General features: G+C 72.6%; 26 protein-coding genes. 18 read left to right on the forward strand and 8 right to left on the reverse strand.

From position 1 onward, the window contains the following. Nucleotides 1-628: PASTA domain-containing protein (locus ITI46_RS13955; protein WP_209239851.1), on the forward strand; the 628-nt coding region annotated here is incomplete at its 5' end. Nucleotides 629-727: 99 nt separating this feature from the next. Here the strand turns inward: ITI46_RS13955 and paaN are convergent. After that, nucleotides 728-2,434, reverse strand: coding sequence for a phenylacetic acid degradation protein PaaN (gene paaN, locus ITI46_RS13960; protein WP_209239852.1), 1,707 nt, complete (start codon nucleotides 2,432-2,434; stop codon nucleotides 728-730). Nucleotides 2,435-2,614: 180 nt separating this feature from the next. Between paaN and ITI46_RS13965 the strand changes: the two genes are divergently transcribed. Further along, the gene (locus tag ITI46_RS13965; protein ID WP_209239853.1) at nucleotides 2,615-3,262 is read left to right on the forward strand and encodes a TetR/AcrR family transcriptional regulator; all 648 of its coding nucleotides are present in this window, start codon (nucleotides 2,615-2,617) and stop codon (nucleotides 3,260-3,262) included. Between the two features lie 53 nt (nucleotides 3,263-3,315). On the opposite strand, the gene ITI46_RS13970 is transcribed toward ITI46_RS13965, so the two are convergent. Further along, the gene (locus ITI46_RS13970) at nucleotides 3,316-3,825 is read right to left on the reverse strand and encodes an Lrp/AsnC family transcriptional regulator (protein ID WP_209239854.1); all 510 of its coding nucleotides are present in this window, start codon (nucleotides 3,823-3,825) and stop codon (nucleotides 3,316-3,318) included. A gap of 264 nt (nucleotides 3,826-4,089) precedes the next feature. Here ITI46_RS13970 and pdhA point away from each other — a divergent pair, with 264 nt between their 5' ends. The 10 genes from pdhA to ITI46_RS14020 all read left to right on the forward strand — a co-directional run bounded on the left by pdhA (nucleotide 4,090) and on the right by ITI46_RS14020 (nucleotide 14,590). Beyond that, a complete protein-coding gene (gene pdhA / locus ITI46_RS13975) occupies nucleotides 4,090-5,232 on the forward strand; it encodes a pyruvate dehydrogenase (acetyl-transferring) E1 component subunit alpha (protein WP_209239855.1) in 1,143 nt (380 codons plus the stop codon). Beyond that, nucleotides 5,229-6,314, forward strand: a complete 1,086-nt coding sequence (locus ITI46_RS13980; protein WP_209239856.1) for an alpha-ketoacid dehydrogenase subunit beta — start codon at nucleotides 5,229-5,231, stop codon at nucleotides 6,312-6,314. The genes pdhA and ITI46_RS13980 overlap by 4 nt, the downstream gene beginning before the upstream one ends. Continuing rightward, complete coding sequence (locus tag ITI46_RS13985) at nucleotides 6,314-7,750, forward strand: dihydrolipoamide acetyltransferase family protein (RefSeq protein ID WP_209239857.1); 1,437 nt, start codon at nucleotides 6,314-6,316, stop codon at nucleotides 7,748-7,750. Before ITI46_RS13980 ends, ITI46_RS13985 begins: the two co-directional genes overlap by 1 nt. A 33-nt stretch (nucleotides 7,751-7,783) precedes the next feature. Continuing rightward, complete coding sequence (locus ITI46_RS13990; RefSeq protein ID WP_209239858.1) at nucleotides 7,784-8,770, forward strand: DUF6457 domain-containing protein; 987 nt, start codon at nucleotides 7,784-7,786, stop codon at nucleotides 8,768-8,770. Continuing rightward, nucleotides 8,767-10,350 (forward strand): molybdopterin molybdotransferase MoeA, encoded by a 1,584-nt coding sequence (locus ITI46_RS13995; RefSeq protein ID WP_209239859.1) that lies wholly within the window; start codon nucleotides 8,767-8,769, stop codon nucleotides 10,348-10,350. The genes ITI46_RS13990 and ITI46_RS13995 overlap by 4 nt, the downstream gene beginning before the upstream one ends. Continuing rightward, the gene (locus tag ITI46_RS14000) at nucleotides 10,344-11,429 is read left to right on the forward strand and encodes a potassium channel family protein (RefSeq protein ID WP_209239860.1); all 1,086 of its coding nucleotides are present in this window, start codon (nucleotides 10,344-10,346) and stop codon (nucleotides 11,427-11,429) included. The genes ITI46_RS13995 and ITI46_RS14000 overlap by 7 nt, the downstream gene beginning before the upstream one ends. 110 nt (nucleotides 11,430-11,539) lie before the next feature. After that, nucleotides 11,540-11,722, forward strand: coding sequence for a hypothetical protein (locus tag ITI46_RS14005; RefSeq protein ID WP_209239884.1), 183 nt, complete (start codon nucleotides 11,540-11,542; stop codon nucleotides 11,720-11,722). Between the two features lie 60 nt (nucleotides 11,723-11,782). Next, a complete protein-coding gene (locus ITI46_RS14010; RefSeq protein ID WP_209239861.1) occupies nucleotides 11,783-12,766 on the forward strand; it encodes an NAD(P)H-quinone oxidoreductase in 984 nt (327 codons plus the stop codon). A 318-nt stretch (nucleotides 12,767-13,084) separates the two neighbouring features. Next, nucleotides 13,085-13,975 carry a hypothetical protein gene (locus tag ITI46_RS14015; RefSeq protein ID WP_209239862.1) on the forward strand — a complete coding sequence of 297 codons (891 nt, stop codon included), beginning with the start codon at nucleotides 13,085-13,087 and terminating at the stop codon, nucleotides 13,973-13,975. A gap of 51 nt (nucleotides 13,976-14,026) precedes the next feature. Further along, nucleotides 14,027-14,590 (forward strand): bacterial proteasome activator family protein, encoded by a 564-nt coding sequence (locus ITI46_RS14020; RefSeq protein ID WP_209239863.1) that lies wholly within the window; start codon nucleotides 14,027-14,029, stop codon nucleotides 14,588-14,590. A 21-nt stretch (nucleotides 14,591-14,611) separates the two neighbouring features. On the opposite strand, the gene ITI46_RS14025 is transcribed toward ITI46_RS14020, so the two are convergent. From ITI46_RS14025 to ITI46_RS14035, 3 genes are all read right to left on the reverse strand, one after another. Continuing rightward, nucleotides 14,612-15,358: a TrmH family RNA methyltransferase gene (locus tag ITI46_RS14025; RefSeq protein WP_209239864.1), complete on the reverse strand. Its 747-nt coding sequence runs from the start codon at nucleotides 15,356-15,358 to the stop codon at nucleotides 14,612-14,614. Between the two features lie 111 nt (nucleotides 15,359-15,469). Beyond that, a complete protein-coding gene (locus ITI46_RS14030) occupies nucleotides 15,470-16,840 on the reverse strand; it encodes an HTTM domain-containing protein (RefSeq protein WP_209239865.1) in 1,371 nt (456 codons plus the stop codon). Nucleotides 16,841-16,857: 17 nt separating this feature from the next. Continuing rightward, nucleotides 16,858-17,535: a DUF5819 family protein gene (locus ITI46_RS14035; RefSeq protein WP_247745961.1), complete on the reverse strand. Its 678-nt coding sequence runs from the start codon at nucleotides 17,533-17,535 to the stop codon at nucleotides 16,858-16,860. Between the two features lie 202 nt (nucleotides 17,536-17,737). Here ITI46_RS14035 and paaA point away from each other — a divergent pair, with 202 nt between their 5' ends. The 6 genes from paaA (at nucleotide 17,738) to ITI46_RS14065 (ending at nucleotide 22,659) form a co-directional block, all read left to right on the forward strand. Then, on the forward strand, nucleotides 17,738-18,805 hold the full coding sequence (gene paaA, locus ITI46_RS14040) for a 1,2-phenylacetyl-CoA epoxidase subunit PaaA (RefSeq protein ID WP_209239866.1): 1,068 nt from the start codon (nucleotides 17,738-17,740) through the stop codon (nucleotides 18,803-18,805). A 3-nt stretch (nucleotides 18,806-18,808) separates the two neighbouring features. Continuing rightward, the gene (paaB, locus tag ITI46_RS14045; protein ID WP_209239867.1) at nucleotides 18,809-19,093 is read left to right on the forward strand and encodes a 1,2-phenylacetyl-CoA epoxidase subunit PaaB; all 285 of its coding nucleotides are present in this window, start codon (nucleotides 18,809-18,811) and stop codon (nucleotides 19,091-19,093) included. Continuing rightward, complete coding sequence (gene paaC, locus ITI46_RS14050; RefSeq protein ID WP_209239868.1) at nucleotides 19,090-19,812, forward strand: 1,2-phenylacetyl-CoA epoxidase subunit PaaC; 723 nt, start codon at nucleotides 19,090-19,092, stop codon at nucleotides 19,810-19,812. Before paaB ends, paaC begins: the two co-directional genes overlap by 4 nt. Further along, a complete protein-coding gene (gene paaD, locus ITI46_RS14055; RefSeq protein WP_209239869.1) occupies nucleotides 19,806-20,369 on the forward strand; it encodes a 1,2-phenylacetyl-CoA epoxidase subunit PaaD in 564 nt (187 codons plus the stop codon). The genes paaC and paaD overlap by 7 nt, the downstream gene beginning before the upstream one ends. Nucleotides 20,370-20,371: 2 nt before the next feature. Continuing rightward, on the forward strand, nucleotides 20,372-21,460 hold the full coding sequence (locus ITI46_RS14060) for a 2Fe-2S iron-sulfur cluster-binding protein (protein ID WP_209239870.1): 1,089 nt from the start codon (nucleotides 20,372-20,374) through the stop codon (nucleotides 21,458-21,460). A 95-nt stretch (nucleotides 21,461-21,555) separates the two neighbouring features. After that, on the forward strand, nucleotides 21,556-22,659 hold the full coding sequence (locus ITI46_RS14065; protein ID WP_209239871.1) for an acyl-CoA dehydrogenase family protein: 1,104 nt from the start codon (nucleotides 21,556-21,558) through the stop codon (nucleotides 22,657-22,659). Between the two features lie 160 nt (nucleotides 22,660-22,819). Here ITI46_RS14065 and ITI46_RS14070 read toward each other — a convergent pair whose 3' ends face one another. From ITI46_RS14070 to ITI46_RS14080, 3 genes are all read right to left on the reverse strand, one after another. After that, entirely contained in the window at nucleotides 22,820-23,167 is a 348-nt protein-coding gene (locus tag ITI46_RS14070) for a rhodanese-like domain-containing protein (RefSeq protein ID WP_209239872.1), read from the reverse strand. Continuing rightward, complete coding sequence (locus ITI46_RS14075) at nucleotides 23,164-24,063, reverse strand: J domain-containing protein (protein ID WP_209239873.1); 900 nt, start codon at nucleotides 24,061-24,063, stop codon at nucleotides 23,164-23,166. Before ITI46_RS14075 ends, ITI46_RS14070 begins: the two co-directional genes overlap by 4 nt. Before the next feature lie 90 nt (nucleotides 24,064-24,153). Next, a complete protein-coding gene (locus tag ITI46_RS14080) occupies nucleotides 24,154-24,555 on the reverse strand; it encodes a winged helix-turn-helix transcriptional regulator (RefSeq protein WP_209239874.1) in 402 nt (133 codons plus the stop codon). Nucleotides 24,556-24,663 lie beyond the last annotated feature (108 nt).

The raw sequence follows: 24,663 nt of genomic DNA on the forward strand, positions 1-24,663 counted from the left end.
CACCCAGACCTCCCCCGCCGCCGGTCCCGGCTATGGCTACCCGCAGGCGTCGCACGGCGGCCCTTCCACCCCGCCGCCCTACACGATCAACGCGTCCGGCGGCCCGGGCAACGGCGGCGGCTCGGGCAAGAAGCTGTCGACCGGTGCCATGGCCGGCTACGGGCTGGCCGCCGTTGCGGTCATCGTCGCCCTGGTCTTCGTGATCATCGGGCTGACCAGCGGCGGCGACGACCCCGACCCCAAGCCCACCGCGAAGCCGAAGCCCACCCCGACCAAGGCCACCGACCCGGGCGGAAACAGCGGCGGCGATGACGGCGGATCGGACTCCGGCGGCTTCAAGGGCCCCGACAAGTCCCGCACCATCGACTCCGAGAAGTGCACCGACGCCACCGAGTCCTACAGCGACAAGGGCAAGGTCCTGATGCCCGACCTCACGATCAAGGACCTCACCTCCGTCAAGGCGTGTCTGCGCGCCGCCGGGTGGAAGCTCGGCGAGGTGACCACGGAGGACGAGAACGTCTGGGGCAAGAACACCGTCCTGGACCAGAGCCCCGGCTCGATCGACGAGTTCGACCCGAAGAAGGACAAGGTCGATCTGACCGTCTCCTCGGGCCAGCCCGCCGACTGAGCTCCGTAAGTCCGCAGAGCCGGGCCCTCACAGGGCCGCTCACCTGCCCCCGGGTGCACCCCCCGGGGGCACTGTGCTGTCCGGGGCTCGGCCGTGCTGTCAGCTCTCCGCCATACGCCGCACCTCCACGACTCGGAACCGGCCGGAGACGAAGTCGCCGTCGCAGAGGGCGCAGTTGGCTGCCGGGTTGCCGCCCGAGCCGTGGAAGTCGCTGAAGGCGGCCGTCTGGTTGACGTAGACACCGCCCGTCAGATTGAGCGACAGCTGGGCGGGCTCGTCGAAGCAGACCTCCTCCGCCTGGCGTGCCACCTCGGGCGAGGTGGTGTACGCGGAGACGGTCATCGCGCCCTTGGCCTGGAGGGTGTTGCGCAGCAGCTCCAGCGCGTCCTCCGTGGAGCCGACGGCCACCGCGAAGGAGACCGGGCCGAAGCACTCGGCCTGATACGGCGCCTCGGCTTCCGGCTTGGTGGCGTCCAGCTTGATGATCGCCGGGGTGCGGACGGTGGCGTCGGGGAACTCCGGGTGGGCCACCGCGCGGGAGGCCAGTGCCACCTCGCCCAGTGCGGGGGCCGCCTCCAGGCGTTCCCGTACCTGGTCGTTGACGAGGGCGCCGAGCAGTGCGGCCGCCCGCGCGTCGTCGCCGAGCAGCTTGCCGACGGCCGTGGCGAGGTCTGCCACCACTTCGTCGTAGCTCTTGGGGCCGGACTCGGTGGTGATGCCGCCGGCCGGGATCAGCAGATTCTGCGGCGTCGTGCACATCTGGCCGCTGTAGAGGGAGAGGGAGAAGGCGAGGTTGGCCAGCATGCCCTCGTAGTCGTCGGTGGAGTCGATGACGACCGTGTTGACGCCGGCTTTTTCGGTGTGGACCCGCGCCTGGCGGGCGTTGGCCTCCAGCCACTCGCCGAAGGCCGAGCCTCCGGTGTAGTCGATCACCCGGATCTCGGGGCGTGTGGCCAGATCCTTGGCGATCCCGTCGCCCTCCGCCTCGGCCGCCAGCGCCACCAGATCGGCGTCGAACCCGGCCTCCGCCAGCACCTCGCGGGCGATCCGCACCGTCAGGGCCAGCGGGAGCACGGCCCGTGGGTGCGGCTTGACCAGCACCGCGTTGCCGGTGGCGAGGGAGGCGAAGAAGCCGGGGAAGCCGTTCCAGGTGGGGAAGGTGTTGCAGCCGATCAGCAGCGCGATGCCGCGTCCGACCGGGGTGAACTCCTTGGTGACCCGCAGTGGTTCGCGCTTGCCCTGCGGCTTTTCCCATTCGGCGCGCTCGGGGGTGCGTACCTGCTCGGCGTAGGCGTAGGCGACAGCTTCCAGACCGCGGTCCTGTGCGTGGGGGCCGCCCGCCTGGAAGGCCATCATGAACGCCTGGCCGCTGGTGTGCATCACGGCCTGGGCGAACTCGTGGGTGCGGGCGTTGATCCGCGCCAGGATCTCCAGACACACGGCGGCACGGGCCTCGGGCCCTGCCGTGCGCCAGGCCGGCAGCCCGCCGCGCATCACCGACAGCAGCGCGTCGACGGCGCCCTCGTCCGCGCGGGGGTAGGAGATGCCCAGCTCGAAGCCGTACGGGGACACCTCGGTGGCCACCCACTCGCCGGAGACCGGCTGGCCGGGCAGCTCGAAGCGGCTGCCGCGCAGCGCCTCGAAAGCGGCCTTGCCCTCCTCGGCGGCACCCTCGCCGTACGCCTTCGGGTGCTCGGGGTGCGGGCTCCAGAACTCCCGGCTGCGGATCGTTTCCAGCGCGCGGTCCAGGGTGGGCCGGTGCTTGTCGATGAGCTGGGCAGTGGTCGTGCCGATGCCGGTGGTCACGCGGGACCAACTCCTCGCTGAGCTGGGACGGAATACGGATGGCGACGGCTTTGCCGCGGCCGGTCACGTGATAGATACTGCTACCGAACGATCGGTCGGTGCAAGGGGGTCCCTGAACCTGTGGATAACTTCGCCGGACGCCCGCGAGGCCCTGCCGACGGCCCGGCTAGCATCGGCCGCATGCCCACGGTCAAGCGCGACACCTACACGCCCGACTCGCTGCTCTCCGTCGCCGTGCGGGTGTTCAACGAGCGGGGCTACGACGGCACCTCGATGGAGCACCTGTCGAAGGCGGCCGGAATCTCGAAGTCCTCGATCTACCATCACGTACGCGGCAAGGAGGAGCTGCTGCGCCGGGGTATAAGCCGGGCGCTGGACGGCCTGTTCGCCGTGCTGGAGGAGCCCAGGGCGTGTGAGGGGCGCGCGGTGGAGCGGCTGGAGCACGTCACGCGCCGTACCGTCGAGGTGCTGATGGCCGAGCTGCCGTACGTGACGCTGCTGCTGCGGGTGCGCGGCAACACCGAGACCGAGGTGTGGGCGATGTCCCGGCGCCGGGAGTTCGACCAGCGGGTGGCCGAGCTGGTCAAGCAGGCGGCGGCCGAGGGTGACCTGCGTTCCGACGTGGACGCGCGGCTGGCGACGCGGCTGCTCTTCGGCATGATCAACTCGATTGCCGAGTGGTACCGCCCGGACCGGGCCCCGCACAACGGCGACCGGGGTGAGGCCATCACCTCGGGCGGTGCCGAACCCGACAACGGCGCGGGCACCAGCGCCGAGGTCGCCGAGGCCGTGATCCGTACCGCCTTCGCGGGCCTGCGCACCGGCTGAGGCCCCGACGCCGACGGCCCAAGGGTCCCCCAGGCCCCCAGGCTCTCGGAGAGCTACGGCCCCGGCTCCAGGTCCGTCTCCTCGAAGACCAGCAGCGTGCGGGTGCTCAGCACCTCGGGCATCGACTGGATACGGGTGAGCACCAGGTCCCGCAGCGCCCTGTTGTCCGGGGTGTGCACCAGCAGCAGTACATCGAAGTCTCCGCTGACCAGCGCCATGTGGGCGGCCCCCGGCAGCTCCTGGAGCTTCTCACGGACGCTGCGCCACGAGTCCTGGACGATCTTGAGGGTGATGTACGCCGAGGCGCCGTGGCCCGCGCGCTCCTGGTCGACGCGGGCGCTGAAGCCGCGGATCACCCCGTCGTCGATCAGCCGGTTGATACGGGCGTAGGCGTTGGCGCGGGAGACGTGCACACGTTCGGCCACCGAGCGGATGGAGGCCCGTCCGTCCGCACGGAGCAGCCGCAGGATGTCGCGGTCGATCGCGTCCAGCGGCCGGACGGGAGGGCGGGCGGCGGAGCGGCACTCGGCGGACTGTCCCGCTTCCCCGGGCCCGTCAGCCATCTGTTCACCCCGCACGGTCCTCCGCCTCCCCTGGATGGACACTCTGCGGACATCGAACGGTTTTGCGGGCCAGTTGTCCACAGGCTGAGGCCACCCGTAGCCAAAATGTGCCGACGACCGAACAATCGGTAGGGGTGGCCCGCTCGGTCACCGGCCCGGCCTGCCGGTGGTACGGCCATCGGCAGGCCGGCGCGCCAGCAGTCCGGTGTGTCAGGCGTACCCCGTCTGCCAGCGCCGCAGCCCGCCCACGAGGAGGTGCTCGTCATGACGGTCCTAGAGCAGCCAGGTGCCTACGCCCCCGCGCCTCCCCCCTCGTGGCGTCCCCGTACGGACGCCGCGCCGCTCCTGCCCGACGCCGAGCCGTACCGCGTCCTGGGCACCCCTTCGGGGGACCGGGAGGCGGCGGAGCCGGACGCCGGGCTGCTGCGCCGGCTGTACGCCGCGGTCGTGCACGGGCGGCGGTTCAACGAGCAGGCCACGGCGCTGACCCGGCAGGGCCGCCTCGCGGTCTACCCGTCCTCGCGGGGCCAGGAGGCGTGCCAGGTCGCCGCCGCGCTCGCGCTGCGCGAGCAGGACTGGCTCTTTCCCAGCTACCGCGACACCCTCGCCGCCGTGGCGCGTGGCCTGGACCCGGTCGAGGTGCTGTCCCTGCTGCGCGGCGACTGGCACCACGGCTACGACTCGCCCGCCACCCGGGTCGCGCCCCTGTGCACCCCGCTGGCCACCCAGCTGCCGCACGCTGTGGGGCTGGCGCACGCCGCGCGGCTCAAGGGGGACGAGGTGGCGGCGCTCGCGCTGGTCGGCGACGGCGGCAGCAGCGAGGGCGACTTCCATGAGGCGCTCAACTTCGCCGCCGTATGGCAGGCACCGGTCGTCTTCCTGGTGCAGAACAACGGCTTCGCGATCTCCGTACCGCTCGCCAAGCAGACCGCCGCTCCCTCCCTGGCGCACAAGGGGGTCGGCTACGGCATGCCGGGCCGGCTGGTGGACGGCAACGACGCGGTGGCGGTGCACGAGGTGCTGTGCGAGGCGCTGGCCCGCGCCCGCTCCGGCGGCGGCCCCACCCTCGTCGAGGCGGTCACCTACCGGCTGGAGGCGCACACGAACGCCGACGACGCGACCCGCTACCGCACCGACAGCGAGGTCGAGGCGTGGCGGGCGCACGACCCGGTGACGCTCCTGGAGCGCGAGCTGCGCAGCCGCGGACTGCTGGACGAGAAAGCCGTACAGGAGGCCGAGGAGGCCGCCGAGGAGCAGGCGGCCCGGTTGCGCGAGCGGATGCACCAGGACCCGCCGCTGGACCCGGCCCAGCTGTTCGCGCACGTCTACGCGGAGCCCACACCGCAACTGCGCGACCAGGCGGACCAGTTGCGGGCCGAGCTCGCAGCGGGGGAGGAGACCCGATGAGCACAGCAGTGCGGCAGCCCGCCGCAGCGCCCGCGGTCCGCAAACCCGCCACCATGGGCCAGGCGCTCCGCCGCGCCCTGCGGGACGCGATGGCCGACGACCCGGATGTGCACGTCTTCGGCGAGGACGTCGGCACCCTGGGCGGGGTCTTCCGGGTGACGGACGGGCTGGCTGCGGAGTTCGGTCCTGACCGGTGCACGGATACGCCACTGGCGGAGGCGGGCATCCTCGGCACGGCGGTCGGGATGGCGATGTACGGGCTGCGGCCGGTCGTGGAGATGCAGTTCGACGCGTTCGCCTACCCCGGTTTCGAGCAACTGGTCTCGCACGTCTCGCGGATGCGCAACCGTACGCGCGGCGGGATGCCCATGCCGATGACGATTCGCGTTCCCTACGGCGGCGGCATCGGCGGCGTGGAGCACCACAGCGACTCCTCCGAGGCGTACTACATGGCCACTCCCGGGCTGCATGTCGTCACCCCGGCCACGGTCGCCGACGCCTATGGACTGCTGCGCGCCGCCATCGCCTCCGACGACCCGGTCGTCTTCCTGGAACCGAAACGGCTCTACTGGTCGAAGGCCGACTGGGACCCGGAGCAGCCGGAGCCGGTTCCTGGCGTCGGCAGGGCCGTCGTACGCCGCCGCGGCAGCTCGGCGACGCTGATCACCTACGGCCCGTCCGTACCGGTCTGCCTGGAGGCCGCCGAGGGCGCGCGCGAGGACGGCGCGGAGGGCTGGGATCTGGAGGTGATCGACCTGCGCTCCCTGGTGCCGTTCGACGAGGAGACGGTCGCCGCCTCCGTACGGCGCACGGGGCGGGCCGTGGTGGTGCACGAGTCCCCCGGTTTCGCCGGCCCTGGGGGCGAGATCGCCGCCCGCATCACCGAGCGCTGCTTCCACTATCTGGAGGCGCCTGTACTGCGCGTCGCCGGGTTCGACATCCCCTACCCGCCGCCGATGCTGGAGCAGCACCATCTGCCGGGAGTCGACCGCATCCTGGACGCTGTCGCCCGGCTCCAGTGGGAGAGCGGTTTCACGGAGCACGTGGGCGTGGGCGAGGGCCGGCGCGGAGGTGCTGTCTGATGGGTGAGGTGCGCGAGTTCGCCCTGCCGGACCTGGGGGAGGGGCTGACGGAGGCGACGATCGTCAGGTGGCTGGTCGCGGTCGGCGACACCGTGCGGGTGGACGAGCCGGTGGTCGAGGTGGAGACGGCCAAGGCCCTGGTCGAGGTCCCCTGCCCCTATGCGGGCGTGGTCACCTCGCACGCGGCCGAGGAGGGCGGCGAGGTCGCCGTCGGCTCACCACTGGTCACCGTCGCGGTCAGCCCGGGCGGCGAAGCGCCCGGCGGCCCGGACAGCGGGGGCGGCGAGCGGGTCGCGGAGACCGGCCCCGAACCTGCCCCGGAGCCGGAGCACGTGGGCGGCTCGGGCAATGTGCTGGTCGGCTACGGGACGGGGCGGCCGCCCGGCCGCCGGCCACGGGCCGCGCTGCGGCCGCCCGGTGCGGGGGCAGGGGAGGAGCCCCGGTCCACCGCCGACCGGGGCACCCCCGCCCGCGGCACCACGAATGGCACCGTCCCCGTGATCTCCCCCCTGGTGCGCCGCCTGGCCCGGGAACACGGCCTGGAACTGCGCGGGATGACCGGCAGCGGCCCGGACGGGCTGATCCTGCGCGCAGATGTGGAACGCGCCGTCCGGGAGGGACGGGAGGACGCGGCACCGCAGCAGAACGCGCAACAGCAGTACGCGGCACAGCAGCAGAACGAAGCACTGCCGGACACCGCGCAACAGAGAGCCGAAAAGCCACAGCAGGGGCAGGAGCGCCGGATACCGCTGCGCGGCATGCGCGGTACGGCGGCCGAACGGTTCGCGCGCAGTCGCGCCGAGATCCCGGACGCCGGCTGCTGGGTGGACGCGGACGCCACCGAACTCCTCGCCGCGCGCAAGGAGATGAACGCCCCGCCCGGCCACGGCGAGCCCCCGGCGGCCGTCTCGCTGCTCGCACTGCTGGGCCGCATCTGCACGGCGGCGCTCGCCAGGTTCCCCGAGCTCAACTCGACGGTGGACACGAAGGCACAGGAGATCGTCGTCCTGCCCGAGGTCCATCTGGGATTCGCCGCGCAGACCGACAGAGGGCTCGTCGTCCCGGTCGTACGCGACGCGCACACGCTGAGCGCCGAACAGCTCACCGCTCAGATGGCCCGGCTCACCGAGGCGGCCCGCGCCGGCAGGCTCACCCCGGCCGAGCTGACGGGCGGCACGTTCACGCTGAACAACTACGGGGTCTTCGGCGTGGACGGCTCCACCCCGATCATCAACCACCCGGAGGCCGCGATGCTCGGCGTCGGCCGTATCGCACGCAAGCCCTGGGTGGTCGGGGACGAACTGGCGGTCCGCAGCGTCGTACAGCTGTCCCTCACCTTCGACCACCGGGTGTGCGACGGCGGCACGGCAGGCGGCTTCCTGCGCCATGTCGCGGACTGTGTGGAGCATCCGGCGAGGCTGCTGCGGATGCTGTGACCCGTAGGCTCCGCGTTCCGTACGCTCTGAGGCGTGACGCAGGCTCCAGAACCACCATCCGCCGCCGGACCGCCGGAGGGCTCCGGGACGCCCCCGGAGGCTGCACAAGGCGCCGCAGGGGGCCCGTACGCCGCCCCGCGGCCGTACGCGGCCCTCGTCCTCGCGGGCGGCGGCGCGCGGCGGCTGGGCGGCGCCGACAAGCCCGCCGTCACGGTCGGCGGCAGAACGCTGCTCGACCGCGTCCTCGCGGCGTGCGCGGACGCGGCGGCCACGGTGGTGGTGGGCCCGCGGCACCCCACGTACCGCCCGGTGCTGTGGGCCCGCGAGGAGCCCCCCGGCGGCGGCCCGCTCGCCGCCCTCCAGGCGGGCCTGGACGCGCTGGAGCGCTCCGCACGGGACCGCCCCGCCGCACAAGAGGGCCCCGTGCTGACCGTCTCCGCCGACCTGCCCTTCCTCTCGGCGTCGGCAGTGCGCACGCTGGTGGCCGTACCCGGCGGATACGACGGTGCCATCGTGCACGACGGGCGTGACCAACCCCTGCTGGCCGCCTACCGGGTGGAGCCGCTGCGCCGCGAACTCGCACTGCTGCGCACCGAATACGGCACTCTGTCCAGCCTGCCGTTGCGCATGGTGCTCCAAGGGCTGATGCTGCACCGGGTGACCGCGCCCTCCGTCACCGCCGCCGCACTGGACTGCGACACCTGGGACGACATCGCCACAGCGAGGGCCCGCATCAGGGAGCATGAAACCGTGCTGGATGAATGGATCTCCGCGGTCAAGGCCGAACTCGGCATCGAGCTCGACGTCGACACCTCCGCGCTGCTCGACCTCGCCCGCGACGCCGCGCACGGTGTCGCACGCCCCGCAGCGCCGCTCACCACCTTCCTGGTGGGCTACGCGGCCGCGCAGGCGGGCGGTTCGGCGCAGGACGTCGCGCGGGCGGCCCAGGCGGCGGCCCGCCTCGCCCGGCGCTGGGCCGAGGAGACCGACGAGAACACCGGAAGCGCCGACAACCGATGAGCGGCGCCGACGAACTCGACGAGGCCATCGCCCTGGCCAACAGCGGCCGGGCCCGCCCGGAGCCGCCACCCGCCCCGCGGCTGAAGCGCATCCGGCATATCCAGTGGAGCGAGAATTCCGGGCGCCCCGAGAATCACCCAGACACAGGTCCGGACACAGGGAATGCCGTGAACTCCGCAGCAGGGCCCCCCGGCGGCCGCCCCTCCGAGCAAGCCGCGGGACACCCGGGCCACGGGGAAGGCGGGAGCAGCAACGGAACCGGCAACTCCGGTCCTGCCTCGGAGGGCCGAACTCCGCAGCGTGGCCCGCAACAGGGACCGCAGAACCAGCCCGGCCCCAGCACGCACAAGCCCGCGCCCAGTTGGCCCGAGGCCGTTGCCCTGGCGTCCTCCGCGGCCAGCGCGCTCCCCGCGGAGACCGTGCCCCTCCCGCACGCGCTGGGGCGCACTCTGGCGGCGCCGTTGCGCGCCCTCACCGATCTGCCGCCGTTCGACACGTCCGCCATGGACGGCTGGGCGGTGTCGGGCCCCGGCCCCTGGGAGCCGGCGCGGGCCGCGGACGGCACCGAGCGCCCCGGCATCCTGGCGGGCGACCGTTCCGAGCCGCCGCAACTGGCCGACGGGGCGGCGGTCCGCATCGCGACCGGCGCCCGCATCCCGCCCGGCACCAGCGCCGTGCTGCGCTCCGAGGCAGCCCGGCTGACCGGCGCGCGGCTGCGCACCGGCACGCCCCCGCAGCCCGGCACCGACATCCGCCCGCGCGGCCAGGAGTGCCGCAAAGGCGATGAACTGCTGCAATCCGGCCTCGCCATCACCCCGGCCGTACTCGGCCTGGCGGCCGCGGCGGGCTACGACGAACTGCCCGCGGTGCCGCGCCCGCGCGCCGAAGTGCTCGTACTGGGCGACGAACTGCTGCACCGCGGCCTGCCGCGCGACGGCCGGATCAGGGACGCCCTCGGGCCGATGGTCGAGCCGTGGCTGACGGCTCTGGGCGCCGAGGTGACCGTCACCAGGCTGCTGGGGGACGACGCGGAGGCGCTGCACGAGGCGGTCGCCGGCACGACGGCCGACGTCGTCGTCACCACAGGCGGCACGGCAGCAGGACCCGTCGACCACCTCCAGGGGACGCTGCGCCGCCTGAACGCCCAACTGCTGGTGCACGGCGTACGCGTCCGCCCAGGGCACCCGATGCTGCTGGCCGCACTGGGGCCCGCCACGGCGCAGCAGAGCGCGGGAAAGCAGCCGCGCAGCAGGTTCCTCGTGGGTCTGCCCGGCAATCCGCTGGCGGCACTCTCCGGGCTCGTCACGCTGGCCGCGCCACTGCTGCACGCCCTGGCCGGGCGCACCCGGCCGGAGCCCCGGGAGGCCACACTGGGCGCCGAGGTGTCCGGCCACCCGCGCGACACCCGGCTGGTGCCCGTACGGTACGAGGGCTCCGGCCTCCGGGCGCGTATCCAGCCGCTGCGGTACTCGGGCCCGGCCATGCTGCGCGGGGTGGCCTCCTGCGACGCGCTTGCCGTCGTACCGCCCGGCGGCGGTGCGCCCGGCACGGATGTGCCCGTACTGGAGCTGCCGTGGTGATACGGCCAGAGGGCCGCCGGGCCCGTGGCACGGGGGAGCAGCAGGGTTCGGTCCTGCTGCCGCGCCCCGGCGTCAGTCCGCAGCGGCAGGTCGCACGGCGGCTGCTGGCCGCGCTCGTCGTCCTGTGGGTGACCGTGCTGCTGGTCTATCTGGACCGGGACGGCTATGTGGACAACGCCGACGACGACGTGACGTTCCTGGACTGCCTCTACTACACGACCGTCACGCTCTCCACGACCGGCTACGGCGACATCACCCCGGCGTCCGACAGTGCGCGGCTCGTCAACACTCTCGTCATCACGCCGCTGCGCGTGCTGTTCCTGATCATCCTCATCGGCACCACACTTGAGGCGCTGACGGACCGCACCCGGCAGCAGTGGCGCCTGAACCGCTGGAGGGCCGCGTTGCGCGACCACACTGTCGTCGTCGGGTTCGGCACCAAGGGCCGCTCGGCCGTCCAGACCCTGCTGTCGACCGGGCAGGGCCGCGACCGGATCGTCGTCGTCGATCCGCACCCGCAGGCCGTGAGGACCGCCACAGCGGAAGGGTTCGCCGGTGTCGAGGGCGACGCCACCCGCAGTGAGGTGCTGACCAGGGCCGAGGTGCAGCGGGCCCAGCAGATAGTGATCGCGGCGCAGCGGGACGACACCGCGGTACTGGTGACGCTGACGGCGCGGCAGCTCAACCCGCGCATCAACATCGTCGCCGCGGTGCGGGAGGAGGAAAACGCACCACTGCTGCGGCAGTCGGGCGCGGACCAGGTCATCACCAGCGCCAGTGCGGCGGGCCGGCTGCTCGGCCTGGCGATGCTCAGCCCGAACGCCAGCTCGGTGATAGAGGACCTCATCCAGCAGGGCACCGGTCTCGACCTCAAGGAACGGCCCGTCACCAAGGCCGAGGCGGGCCGCTCCCCGCGCGACTGCCCCGACCTCGTCGTCTCCGTGGTCCGCGGCCACCGCATACTCGCCTTCGACGACCCGGAGGCCGCCACCCTGGAGCTGACCGACCGGCTGGTGGTCATCCACCGCGCCTCCCGCACACGTCCCGAACCGGACGACCGGCGGGGCGAGTTGCGGTAGCCGGTGGCCGGGCCGGTGCGGAGCGGCTTCCGTTCTCGCCTGGTTCTGGTCCCGTCGTCACCCCTTCAGGTGACTCTGGTGCGCCTGGCGGGCCGTCGCGGGAAGCGCGCGTGACGATTGACGCGATGGACCCGCCGCCCACCTGCCCCAACTGCCCTGACCGTCTCCTGTGGAAGGACACCCGCGAGACCGGGCCGGGCAAGGAGGACTCCTGGTTCTGGTTCTGCACCGGCTGCCACCAGGCGTACGTCCCGACCCCGGACCAGAAGCTCCGCTTCACCTACGCGGCTTGACGCCCCCGCAGGCACGGGAGGGCCGCAGGAGCGCAAGAGGGTGCGGGTAGCGTCGGCCGTATGCATGCGATCACGATTCCCGAACCCGGCGGTCCCGAGGCGCTGGTCTGGGCGGAGGTCCCGGACCCCGAGCCCGGGGAGGGCGAGGTCCTCGTCGATGTCGTGGCGAGCGCCGTCAACCGCGCGGACGTGCTGCAACGCCAGGGCTTCTACGACCCGCCGCCGGGTGCGAGCCCGTACCCCGGTCTGGAGTGCGCGGGCCGGATCTCGGCCGTCGGCCCGGGGGTGTCCGGCTGGGCGGTCGGCGACCAGGTGTGCGCGCTGCTCGGCGGCGGAGGCTACGCCGAGAAGGTCGCGGTGCCCGCCGGCCAGCTGCTGCCCGTACCGGACGGTGTGGACGTCGCGACAGCGGCCGGACTGCCGGAGGTCACCTGCACGGTCTGGTCGAACGTCTTCATGGTGGCGCACCTGCGCCCCGGGGAGACGCTGCTGGTGCACGGCGGCTCCAGCGGCATCGGCACCATGGCCGTCCAGCTCGCCAAGTCGGTGGGCGCCCGGGTCGCGGTGACGGCGGGCACGGCCGAGAAGCTGCAGCGGTGCGCCGAACTGGGCGCCGAGATCCTGATCAACTACCGGGAGCAGGACTTCGTCCAGGAGCTGCGCTCGGCAACCGACGGCGCGGGCGCCGACGTGATCCTCGACAACATGGGCGCCAAGTACCTGGAGCGGAACGTCAAGGCGCTCGCGGTGAACGGCCGGCTGGCCGTCATCGGTATGCAGGGCGGCACCAAGGGCGAGCTCAACCTGGGCGCGCTGCTGGCCAAGCGCGGCGCGGTGACGGCCACCTCGCTGCGGGCGCGGCCCCCGGCCGAGAAGGCGGCGATCGTGGCGGCCGTACGCGAGCACGTGTGGCCGCTGCTCTCGGACGGGCGGGTGCGCCCGGTGATCGACAGTACGGTACCGATGCGGGAGGCGCACCGCGCGCACCGCACGCTGGACGAGAGCACCCATATCGGCAAGATCCTGCTCACCACGGGAGGCTGACGGCCGCCCGCCCCTTTCCCAGTGCCCCGTCTCGGCCCGCCGTGTCCCGTCGCGGCTCGCCGTTGCCCCCGCTCCGGCCGCCCTCCCATGGCGGCCGGGAGCGGGGCCGTCACCCGTTCTTCCTGCCCGAAATGCCGACTTTGTCGCTTCGTGTGACGCTGGTCGGGTCTGCGGACCAACCAGCTCGGAAGGGTCACGGTCGTGCGGCACACCCAGCGACGGAGCACCGCTGTCACCCTGGTGACCTGCGCTCTCCTTGCCCTTCCCGCGCCTGTCGCCGGTGCGGAGGACCCTCATGGGCGGGAGATGCGCCAAGCGGTGCCCGGAGCCACCACGGCGCCCGGCACGAGCCCTGGCACCCGCACCTGGGCACCCCTCCCGGAGCCGCCCGACCTCCCGGCACCCGACTTTCCCCAGCCGCCTGAAACGGTCCGCGCACCCGAGCTGCCCTCGCCGCCCCGGCTGCCCGACGTCCCCGATGTTCCGGACATCCCGGATGTCCCCGACGTCCCGGAGCCCCCTGCGCTTCCCGCGCCCCCTGAGCCCGGCTTCCGCCCCCTGCGGCCCGGCGGCCTGGACACCCAGGCACCCGACGACGGCAAATGGCGCGAGAAACGAGCCGACCAGGAGGAGGAGAGGAAGCAGCAGCGCGAGCGGCAAGAAGCCCGACAGCGCCGCGAAAAGCGACAAGAGGCACGCCGGGAGCGCGAGGAGCGGGAAGCACGGGAAGAGCAGGAAGCAAGAGAAGAGCGGAAAGCCCGCGAAGCCCGCCGGCAGGAGCAGCAACGGCGCGAGCAGCACCGGCGCGAACAGCAGGAAGCCGAACGCCGAGCAGACGAGCAGCGCAGAGGCGAGCAGCAGCAGCGGCGACGGCAGAACGAGGAACAGCAGCACCAGGACGAGCAGCAGCGGCGGCAGCAGGACGAGCGACAGCGGCCCGAGAACGGCCGCCATCCGGACCACCGGTCCGCCCTGCGGCCCCCCTCATCCTTCGGGAACCCCACCGCACCGCCCCGGCCCGGCCAGTCCATCGGCAAGCACGACCTGTACGCGTCCGACGGTGCGGACCCCGAGGACGACGAGGCGCAGGACGACCGCGTCGCCGCCCAGCCGTCCGGACAGGTGCTGCCCGTACTGCCGCTCGGCACGGGGATGACGCTGATGGGGCTCGGTCTCGCCTTCCTCGCCCTGCGGCTGCGCCGCGGGTGACGTTGCGCCCTCACTCGGCGCCCGTCACCCGGCGGATGCAGAATGGGGTGCATGACACAGCCGCACAACGAGAAGTCGCAGGAGAGCCCGCAGGTCCTGGTCGTAGGGCCGGACGGGATGGCTCTCGGGGGTACCGGCGCCAAGGGCAACGGCGATGGCGAGAGCGATGAGCAGGCTGAGGTCCCTGTGACGGAGATGGTGGAACAGCCCGCGAAAGTCATGCGGATCGGCAGCATGATCAAGCAGCTGCTCGAGGAAGTGAAGGCGGCACCGCTGGACGAGGCCAGCAGGGCGCGCCTGAAGGAGATCCACACCAGCTCGATCAAGGAGCTGGAGGACGGGCTAGCACCCGAGCTGATCGAGGAGCTGGAGCGGCTGTCCCTCCCCTTCACGGAGGAGTCCACCCCCACCGACGCCGAGCTGCGCATTGCGCAGGCCCAGTTGGTCGGCTGGCTGGAGGGGCTCTTCCACGGCATCCAGACGGCGCTGTTCGCGCAGCAGATGGCGGCTCGGGCGCAGCTGGAACAGATGCGCAGGGCGCTGCCGCCGGGCGTCATGCCGGACGAGGGCCAGGCCAACGAGGCACACCACCGCACGGGCGGCCCGTACCTGTAGGCCGTCCCCTGAGCGCGCGGATCAGCCGAAACGCGCCATCCAGTGGTACAGCGCCATCGCCACGCTGGTGGCGAGGTTGTAGCTGGAGACCTGGGGGCGCATGGGGAGGGCGACCAGCCGGTCGGCGCGGGACCGCATCTCGCTCGAGAGGCCGTGCCGCTCGGAGCCGAAGGCCAGCATCGCCCCGGGCGGCAGAGTGACCGTGCGCAGATCGGCGCCCCCCGGGTCGAAGGCGAGCAGCGGGCCGTCCGGCAGCTCGGCCACCGTGCGCCGCTCGACCGGGGTGGCGAAGTGCAGCCCGGCGCCCGCCCGCACCGCCGCCGGGTGCCAGGGATCGACGTCGCCTGTGGTGAGCACCCCGCCCGCACCGGCGCCGGCCGCCAGCCGTACGACGGCTCCTACGTTGCCGAGGTTGCGCGGGTTGTCCAGTACGACCAGGGGCGCTTCCCTCTCGGGTGCTGCCGGGAGCGCAGGAGCGTCCCGTAGTGCGACGGCCGCCACGCCAGTGGGGTGCGGGCGGGGCACCAGTGTGCGCAGTGTCGTGCCGGGGACCTCGCGCAGCAGTGCGTCGAGAGGGCCGGTCAGATCGGGCGCGAGCTCCTCGGCGAGCGTGAGCGCGGCGCGCCGGTCGGTGGTGAGCGCGACCGGGACCCGGGCACCGAACCGCAGCGCGTGCTTCAGTGCGTGGAAACCGTCCAGCAGCACGCCCTCAGGCGCGTATCGCGCCCACTGGCTCTCAGCCGTCTCACCAGCCGTCTCACCTGTCACCCGGCCAACCCTACGGCTCGCCCCAGGCCCCCAGCAGGCCTGAGCAGGCCCCCGCAGACGCTCACGGCAGGCCCTTGCAGCAGACCCTTGGCAGCCCCTCAGCACTCCCGGTCAGGCCGAGACCTTCGGAGCAGCCTCATGGGCAGCCCCCTCCGGCGCTGGCCGGGGCTCCCCTGGGTGGCCGCCCGGCAGCAGACCGCGTACCCGGCCGCCGAACGCGGCACAGTGGCGGCCCGCCCACACCAGGAAGGCGGTCGGCAGGAACACCGCGTCGGCCGCGATCATCGCCAGCGAGAAGAACGGCAGTCCGAGCAGTACGGCGATGCTGAGATGCTCCGTGATCATGAAGGCCAGCAGCACGTTCTTGGCCCGCCGGTTGAGCAGGGTGAACGGGAAGGCGACCTGGGTGGCGACCGTCCCGTAGGTGACCAGGAAGACCATCACGCCGTTGCCCGCCAGCAGATGGCTCAGCTCAGGCCAGGGCGTGAAGTAGTCCAGGTTCATCGGGTAGTAGACGGCCGTGCCGTCCTGCCAGCGGGAGCCCTGGATCTTGAACCAGCCGGCCGTCGAGTAGACCAGGCAGACCTCGATCATGATGACGAGCAGTACGCCGTTGTGCGCCAGATTGGCGAGGATGTCGCACACGTCGCGCAGCTCGCGCACCGCCGTACCGCCGCGCACCGCCGCCCTGTTGACGACCCACCACAGTCCGTGTACGGCCCACAGCGCCCAGTAGAAGAGCGCCCAGCCGATGCTGAAACCGCCCGCGACGGAACTGCCCACCAATACGGCGCCGAAAACGGTCCACAGCACCACGCCCCCGACCCCGGCGCTGCCGGCAACGGCGGCGACACCGACCGCGTCCGGCCGCCCGGCCGTATCCGGGTACCCGGCCGTGTCCGGGCGCTCGACCGCGTCCGGCCGCCCGGCCAACTGTTCGCCCCCCGGCTCGCCCGCGCGCTCGGTGGCCGCCTTCCGGCGCTCCCGGAAGCGCCTCGTCCGCCGGGCGTCCAGGGACCACACCTGCGCGCAGCGGGTGAAGACGAGGTACATCGACATCAGATGGATGATGTTGTCGCCGCCGTCGCCCATGAAGACGCTGCGGTTCTGCAGCGAGAGCACCCCGACCATGAACAGCACTGTGGAGGCTCTGGTGTGCCAGCCGAGCAGTACGGCGGCGGCGGCCGCGATGGCGACGACGTAGACGAGCTGGAACCAGCTGTTGCTGCTGGACCACATCAGCACCGTGAAGGCGTCGTTGGTGTCGATCAGCTGTCGGGCCAGCCCCCAGGTCCACGGGCTGTCAGGGCCGTACAGCTCCTGCCGGTGCGGCCACTCGCGCAGCAGGAAGAACAGCCAGGCGGCGCCGAAGCCGATCCGGACGATCGCCGTCTGGTAGGGGCCGAGCGCCTGTGCGGTGATTCGGGCCAGGCCGCGCGAGACGCACCGCTCGACCCGTGCGCGCGGTCCTTCGATCCCCATGTACCGTCCCTCGTCCGTCACTTGCCGCCTCCCGGAAGGTCGGCGCTGGTGACCTGCCACCAGGGCTGCGTCGTGTACCTGGTTTTCACGTCGTACCGCTCATCGCTCCACCGTGGCGGGGCGACCGGGGTGACGGCGGAGCGCACCTGGATGCGCTCGACGCTGCCACCGTTGAGTTCGGGCCCGAAGCGCCGCATCACGATGCGCTTGATGTACTGCTCGGAGAGCCTGCCGCGCAGCCCGAGGGGCTTGCCCTTCTCGTCGTGGTTGTCGACGTAGAACTCCCAGGCGCGGCGCAGTTCGTTCTGCTGGGTGTGGCTGGGGGCCGGATTTCCGTGGATGGCCTCGCCGTCCATGGCGCTGAGGTTGACCCAGCCGGTGGTCTCGGTGGTGCCGTCGTGCTTGGCGACGGTCGCGCGCGCGTGTACGGCGACGTTCTGCTGGAGGGGGTTGGGGGCGAAGAGCTTCCAGTTGCGCTCGAACTCCGGGTAGACGTACGAGTCGACGAGCTCTCCGTGCCGCTTGCTGATCGTGTTGTCCGGGGCCGTCTGCAAGAAGACCATCGCCACGTGGAACGCGATCCCGACCGTGACGACGGCCACGGCTATCGCGACGAAGATCCGCGCGGGCAACGAGAGCGCGGCGATCCCGCGCATGCCTTCCCCCCCGGGCGCCTGCTGCGCCGCTGGCTCCATGCCCTGCCCCCTGCTCCCCTGTTTCCATGCCCATGCCCATGCTCGGGCCGGTCCGCCTCAGAGACTCTCAGAGGGTACTGGGCAGGGCACTGCTGGCCCCTCCGCTCGGCGGCATTCGCCCTTGACAGGCTCAGGACCCGCACTCATCCTTGAACCGAACGATCGGTCGGTAGGCCGGACGCCGAGGGATCAGGGGGCAGGTATGACACCGGTGACATCGCCGCCGCGCGGTCACGGCGCGGGGGAGGGCGTGAGCGGTACGCCCGACCCGGCTGCGCGCGGGCGTGCGGCGGATCCCGAGGCGGAGCGCTCCTTGCAGGCCGCCTTCGACGCCGCCGTCGCCGCCGACGAGCGCATCGAGCCCCGGGACTGGATGCCGGACGCCTACCGCTCCACCCTCGTCCGCCAGATCGCCCAGCACGCGCATTCCGAGATCATCGGCATGCAGCCGGAGGCCAACTGGATCACCCGCGCGCCCTCGCTGCGCCGCAAGGCGATCCTGATGGCCAAGGTGCAGGACGAGGCGGGCCACGGCCTGTATCTCTACGGCGCGGCCGAAACGCTGGGCACGGGGCGCGACGAGCTGCTCGACAAGCTGCACACGGGCCGCCAGAAGTACTCCTCGATCTTCAACTACCCCACGCTGACCTGGGCGGACGTCGGCGCCATCGGCTGGCTGGTGGACGGCGCCGCCATCACCAACCAGGTGCCGCTGTGCCGCTGTTCGTACGGCCCGTATGCCCGCGCGATGGTCCGGATCTGCAAGGAGGAGTCCTTCCACCAGCGCCAGGGCTACGAGTTGCTGCTGGCCCTGGCCCGCGGCACCGAGGCGCAGCGCGCGATGGCGCAGGACGCGGTGGACCGCTGGTGGTGGCCGTCGCTGATGATGTTCGGCCCGCCGGATGACGAGTCGGCACACAGCGCCCAGTCCATGGCCTGGAAGATCAAGCGGCACTCCAACGACGAGCTGCGGCAGCGCTTCGTGGACATCTGCGTCCCCCAGGCCGAAGCGCTGGGCCTCACCCTCCCCGACCCCGAGCTGCGCTGGAACGAGGAGCGGGGCCACTGGGACTTCGGCGCCATCGACTGGCAGGAGTTCCGCGAGGTGCTCAAGGGCAACGGCCCCTGCAACGAACAGCGGCTGAACCAGCGCCGTGCGGCGCATGAGAACGGCGCCTGGGTCCGCGAGGCAGCCGCGGCACACGCCGCCAAGCAGGCGGCCCGCGCCGCGCAGGGTGCGGCGTCCGCACCCCGGACAGCGAGGAGTTGAGCCATGAGTGCCGACTGGCCCCTGTGGGAGGTCTTCGTACGCAGCAGGCGCGGCCTCTCGCACACCCACGCGGGCAGCCTGCATGCCCCGGACGCCCAGCTGGCGCTGCGCAACGCGCGGGATCTGTTCACCCGCCGCAGCGAGGGCGTCTCCCTGTGGGTGGTCCCCTCCAGCGAGATCACCGCCTCCTCGCCGGACGAGAAGGACCCCTTCTTCGAGCCCGCCGCCGACAAGCCCTACCGCCATCCCACGTTCTACGAGGTCCCGGAAGGGGTGCGGAATCTGTGACGGCCACAGCACCGCAGGCCCTGGCCACCCTCCCGCTCGCCGACGACGCGCTGATCCTCTCCCACCGCCTCGGCGAATGGGCGGGCCACGCCCCCGTGCTGGAGGAGGAGATGGCGCTGGCCAACATCGCGCTGGACCTGCTGGGCCAGGCCCGCGCGCTGTACGCCGGGCTCGCCGAAGTGCTGGGCGGCGAGGACGAGATCGCCTTCCTCCGGGAGGAACGCGCCTTCCGCAACTGCCAGCTGGTGGAACAGCCCAACGGAGACTTCGCGCACACCATGGTGCGGCAGCTGTTCTTCTCCGCGTACCAACAGCCGCTCTACGCCCGGCTGTCGCCGGTGCTCCCGCTGGCGGCCAAGGCGGCCAGCGAGACGGCCTACCACCGCGACCACGCCGAGCAGTGGACGCTGCGGCTGGGCGACGGCACGGAGGAGAGCCACGCCCGCACCCAGCGCGCCGCCGATGCACTGTGGCGGTACACGGGCGAGCTGTTCCAGCCCGTCGAGGGCCTGGACGTGGCGTGGCAGGAGCTTGCCGAGGAGTGGCACGCGGACATCCGTGACGTCTTCGGCCGCGCCGGGCTCACCGTCCCCGAGGGCCCGAGCGAGGGCGCCTGGTCCGCCGGCGCGGGCCGCCAGGGGCTGCACACCGAGCCGTTCGGCCGGCTGCTCGCCGAGATGCAGCATCTGCACCGCAGCCACCCGGGGGCGACATGGTGACCGGCTCGGCGCCCGCGGGGCGACACCCCCGAGAGGCGTCCCTGACCCAGCTGGCCGGCTCGGTGCCCGATCCGGAGCTGCCTGTGATCACCCTCGCCGAGCTGGGCGTGCTGCGCCGGGTGGCGGAACCGGAGCCCGGTCATGTGCGGGTCGAGCTGACCCCGACCTACACCGGCTGCCCCGCGATCGAGGCGATGGCGGCCGACATCGAGCGGGTGCTGCGGGAAGAGGGCGGCGCCGAGCGCGTCGAGGTCCGTACGGTGCTCTCGCCGCCCTGGTCGAGCGACGACATCAGCGAGGAGGGCCGCCGCAAGCTCGCCGAGCACGGCGTCGCACCGCCCCGCGCCGGGGCCCGGCGTGCTGGACCAGTCCTGGTGGGCCTCTCCCCCACCCGGCACACACACCCGGCGCAGGCTCCGGCCCCGGAGCCGGTCCGCTGCCCGAACTGCGGTTCGGCCGCAACGGAGTTGCTCAGCCGGTTCTCCTCCACGGCCTGCAAGGCACTGCGCCGCTGCACCGACTGCCGGGAGCCGTTCGACCACTTCAAGGAGGTCTGAGGGTGCCCACAGCGCCGGCCTTCCACCCGCTGCGCGTCCGCTCGCTCGAGCGGCTGACCGACGACGCGGCAGCGCTCACCCTCGACGTACCGCCCGAGCTGCGCGAGTCCTTCGGCTACGCCCCCGGCCAGCACCTCACCCTGCGGCGGGTGACCGAACGAGGCGAGGAGATACGCCGCACCTACTCGCTGTGCGACCCGGCCGACCCCCGGCCCGCGACACTGCGGGTGGGCATCCGGCTGGTGGAGGGCGGCGAGTTCTCCACGTACGCACTCAAGGAGCTGACCGAGGGCAGCACCGTCGAAGTGCTGCCACCCATCGGCCGCTTCGTGCTGGAGCCGCGCCCCGGCCGGTTCGCCGCGGTGGTGGGCGGCAGCGGGATCACGCCCGTGCTGTCCATGGCCGGCACACTGCTGGCCCGCGAGCCACAGGCCCGCTTCTGCCTGATACGCAGTGACCGCACCACGGCCTCCACGATGTTCCTGGAGGAGGTCGCCGACCTCAAGGACCGCTATCCCAGCCGCTTCCAGCTGGTGACGGCGCTCTCCCGCGAGGAACAACACAGCGGGCTGCCCTCCGGTCGGCTGGACGAGCAGCGGCTGACCACGCTGCTGCCCGCCCTGCTGACCGCTGCCGGGGTGCGGGAGACGGACGGCTGGTATCTGTGCGGCCCGCTCGGCCTGGTGGAGGGCGCGACGAAGGCGCTGCGGGCGCTGGAGGTGCCCAGGGACCGTATCCACCAGGAGATCTTCCACGCGGACAGCTCCGCCGCTGCCCGCCCCGCACCGCCACCCACCGGCCGGTCGGTATCCGGCTCCGCCACGGTCAGCGCCACCCTGGGCGGACGCGGCGGCAGTTGGCCCGCACAGGAGGGGGAGACGCTGCTGGAGACGGTGCTGCGGAACCGGACCGACGCCCCGTACGCCTGCAAGGGAGGGGTCTGCGGCACCTGCCGGGCCCGGCTGCTCGGCGGCGAGATCCATATGGACCGCAACTTCGCGCTGGAGCCGGAGGAGCTGGACGCGGGGTATGTGCTGGCCTGCCAGTCGCATCCGCTCACCGAGAAAGTGGAGGTCGATTTCGACGCGTGAGTCCGCCCTCTGGTGAAGTCCGCCCGCCCGCCCTAACCTGACGGCTCGTCAGTTCTGTGTGCGGAGGAATTCAGCGGACCCCCGGGGAGAGCGCCATGGACTTCAGCTTCAGCGAAGAGCAGCAGGCGGCCCAGGAAGCGGCCAGGGCCGTCTTCGCACAGGTGTCGCCGGACGCCGTGGACAGCCCGGCGCTGACGCCGGGTGCGGTCGCCGACGACTTCGACCGGGCACTGTGGCAGCGGCTCGCCCGCTCCGACCTGCTCGGCCTCACCGTGCCTGCCGAGCACGGCGGCCTGGGCCTCGACCTGGTGGCGCTGTGCCTGGTGCTGCGCGAGGCGGGCCGCGTGCTGGCGCGCGTACCACTGCTGGAGACCAGCGCCGCGGCCCTCGTCCTCGCCGAGTACGGCACCGAACAAGCGCGCGCCGCGCTCCTGCCGCGGATCGCGGCCGGCGAACTGGCGGTCACGGTCGCCGGACAGGGACGTACGGGCCACGAACCGGCCGAGCACGCCGTGACGGCGCTACCGGCGCCCGACGGGGACGGCTGGGTGCTGGAGGGGGTGCAGACCGCCGTGCCGTGGGCGGCCACCGCGGACTTCGCCGTCATCCCGGCGCGAACCGCCGAGGGCCGCCCCCTGCTGGCCCTCCTCGCACCCGGCACCGCAGGCCTCCTGCTCGCCGAGCAGGCGTCCACCAACGGCGAACGCTACGCCGAGATGCGGCTGGAAGCGGTGCGCGTACCGGCGCGCGACGTCATCGCCCATCCGGACGCTCCCGCCCGGCTGCACCGGCTGCTGGCCACCGGCACCTGTGCGCTGGCGCTCGGCCTGGGCAGCCGGGTGCTGGAGATGACCAGCGCATACGTCAGCCAGCGCGAGCAGTTCGGGTTCCCCGTCGCCACGTTCCAGGCGGTCGCCGTCCAGGCAGCCGACCGCTACATCGACCTGCGCGCGATGGAGGCCACCCTCTGGCAGGCGGCCTGGCGGCTCGACCCGGTCGAGGTGGCCGTCGCCAAGATGTGGGCGGCCGACGGGGTACGCAGGGTGGTGCAGACGGCACAGCATCTGCACGGTGGCATGGGCGCCGACACCGACTACCCGCTGCACCGCTTTCATGCCTGGGCCAAGCAATGGGAGCTCTCCTACGGCCCGGCAGCCGCCCATGAGGCGGCCCTCGCGGACCTGCTCGCCACCCACTGACATGAGAGGTGCGCCCCGAAGGGGCGCGGGGCTGTATCTGACATGCGGCTCCGCCGCGTGGGCGCGACCAGCCTGGGGGCACCTCCCGGCCGGAGGCTGGGGGAGAACCCGCAGCCTGCAACGCACAGCAAGGGGCACCCCCTCACCGGGGCGCGAAGCGCTACCGCACGAAAGCCGACCCCGCGTCCCCCTCAAGGGGACGCCCCGCGGCGTGCCAGGCCAGCATGCCGCCGTCGACGTTCACCGCGTCCACGCCCTGCTGGGCGAGGTACGCCGCGACCTGCGCTGAGCGCCCGCCGACGCGGCAGATCACATACACCCGCCCGCCCTCGCCGAGCCGTTCGGTCAACTCGCCCTGCCGCGCGACGAACTCGCTCATCGGAATGTGCAGCGCACCAGGAGCGCGCCCGGCGGCCCACTCGTCGTCCTCGCGTACGTCCAGCAGCAGCGCGTCGGCCGGTACGGAGGCGGCGTCCGTCTGCGGCACCTGCCCGGGAAGGGCGTTCATTCGTGCTCTCCCTCTCTCAGCCGGGCGAGCTCCCGCTCGCGCTCGGCCACCTGCCCGAGCAGTTGCTCGGCGATCTCCTCCAGCAGCGCGTCGGGGTCGTCGGGCGCCAGCTTCAGCATCGCCCCGATCGCGCTCTCCTCCAGCTCGGCCGCCACCGCGGCAAGCATCTCCTTGCGCTGCGCCAGCCACTCAAGACGCGCGTACAGCTCCTCGCTGCGCAGCAGTTCGGCCACGGGTTCGGGCAGCGGGCCCGCTTCCCACTCCTCGGCGAGCGCGGCGAGCGCGGGCGCGTCGCCGTCCGCGTACGCCTTGTTCACCCGCACGAGGAACGCCTCCCGCCGCTCGCGCTCCGCGTCGTCCTGCGCGAGGTCGGGGTGTGCCTTGCGGACCAGCTCCCGGTACGCCCTGCGGGCCTCCTCACTGGGCCGCACCCGGCTCGGAGGGCTGACGGACTGCTCGTTGAGCATCGCCTGGGCCTCGGGGAGCATGCCGCTGGAGTCGATCCAGCCGAAGAAGAGCTCATCCACCTTCGGCATCGGCAGTACGGCGCCGCGTGCCTCGTCGGCCTTGCGGATGTCCTCGGGGTCGCCGGTGCGGGCCGCGATCGCCTCGGCGATCTGCGCGTCCAGCTCGTCGAGCCGCGCGTAGACGGGGCCGAGCCGCTGGTGGTGCAGCCGGGAGAAGTTCTCCACCTCGACCCGGAAGGTCTCGACCGCGATCTCGTACTCGATCAGCGCGGTCTCCGCGGCGCGCACCGCCTTCTCGAGCCGCTCGGTACCGGGTTCGGCCCCCTCAGCACCGGTTCCGACACCCTCAGCACCGGACTGCTCACCCGCTGTCGGGCCTTCGCTCACCTTCGGGTCCTCGCTCGCCTCGGCGGGGGAGTTGGCGTTCATCGCCACCACCCTACGACCGCCGCTCCCCGGCACGCGCCGGAACACCTCAGGGCACTCCGGGAGCGCCTCCGCCCCCGATAACGGCTCCGGTCACTCCCTGAACGCCTCAGGGCAGGATCCCGCGGACTGCGGAAGGTGGCTGTCGGCCCAGCGCGTGAGCTCGACCATGGCGGGCCGCAGCGCGTGCCCGGAGTCGGTGAGGCTGTAGCTGACCCGCAGCGGCGGGCCCTCCTCGACGGAGCGGGAGACCAGGCCGAAGGCCGCCAGCTCGGTGAGCCGGTCGGAGAGCATCCGCTCACTGATGCCCGGCACGGCCCGGCGCAGCTCGGCGAAGTGACCAGGGCCACTCATCAGCGCCGCCACGATCAGCCCCGTCCACCGCTTGCCGAGCAGGTGGAAGACGCGCGTTATGGCGCTCTCCGGCTCCGTGCAGACCGCAGCGTCCGCAGCACGCTCCGGCGGCAGGTCGCGCACCTCTCCAAGCTCTGACATGGCACCAGGGTACTGCGTCGGGGCAAGGAGGTGCAGAAAAGTAAGTGGCTGTGTTATAACTAGCTACGTCGGAAAGTTCGACAACTTACGAAACACTAGGAGTCCCCC

It is taken from the genome of Streptomyces oryzae, assembly GCF_017676365.1.
Classification (GTDB): domain Bacteria; phylum Actinomycetota; class Actinomycetes; order Streptomycetales; family Streptomycetaceae; genus Streptomyces; species Streptomyces oryzae.